1 protein-coding gene and 1 pseudogene are annotated in these 845 nt (G+C 41.3%); both read left to right on the top strand.

Translation table 11 applies throughout. The annotated features are described in order from the left end of the window. Window positions 1-158: pseudogene (locus tag GW12_RS06295) on the top strand (transcriptional regulator); the annotation flags it as partial. After that, window positions 155-845: type II toxin-antitoxin system HipA family toxin (locus GW12_RS06290; protein WP_034585020.1), on the top strand; the 691-nt coding region annotated here is incomplete at its 3' end. The pseudogene GW12_RS06295 and the gene GW12_RS06290, both read left to right, overlap by 4 nt.

Genomic DNA, 845 nt, shown 5'->3' with positions numbered 1-845 from the left:
GGGCGTTCACGATCAACCATCAACTGATGCTCATCCCTGATGATAAGGTTCATTTGATTAGACAATTATTGAATGATGAAATTGAAGTCACTATTGAAGATCAGGATGACTTAATGACTAACCCATGGAAGGGTCTTCTCGGAGGAGAGGAACCATGAATACTGTTGCCGTCCTGAAATTAACATTACATCACGCTATCGTTGGATACTTGGCAGGATTTCAGAGCGGAAAAAATATTCTGGTTTTTACAGATTCTTTCCGCTTTGATCAGCAACGTCCGACCTTGAGCCTGCTGACTTCCCCCTTGTATCCTCAAGCGGATAAAATTTTAGAAAAGACCTATGTTACACATCAGCGTTTACATCCCTTGCTATCAAACTTGCTACCAGAAGGTGCATTACGCGAACTGATTGCACAAAGCCTCAAAGTACATATAGACAATGAATTTCAGTTATTGGCAGCTTTAGGTCATGATTTACCTGGAGCACTCATTGCGACTCCATTAGATCCAGAAGAAATTCCAGATGAAATAAAATTCAAATTGCAGATCTCTAATCCAGATCAGATCTTAAAGCAAGAGATCCGAACAGATAATAAGTTTTCCTTGGCCGGCGTCCAAATGAAGTTTTCCATGAAAGCCAAAGATGGGCGTTTTACACTAGTCCAGGCAACGGAATCGTCTCTACTCGGGGACTGGATTGTCAAAACTCCTTCTTCCAGACATGCCTTTGTTTCGCTAAATGAATATTCTATGATGAGCCTTGCCAAAATGGTCGGAATAGATGTCCCTGAGATTCGCTTGGTGGATATGGCACTCTTACAAAACCTTCCACCATTAAATTTAC

This window comes from Acinetobacter sp. HR7, from assembly GCF_000773685.1.
GTDB lineage: Bacteria > Pseudomonadota > Gammaproteobacteria > Pseudomonadales > Moraxellaceae > Acinetobacter > Acinetobacter thermotolerans.
Note: the sequence above shows the minus strand (reverse complement) of the source record. Positions and strands in the feature narration are given on the sequence as shown.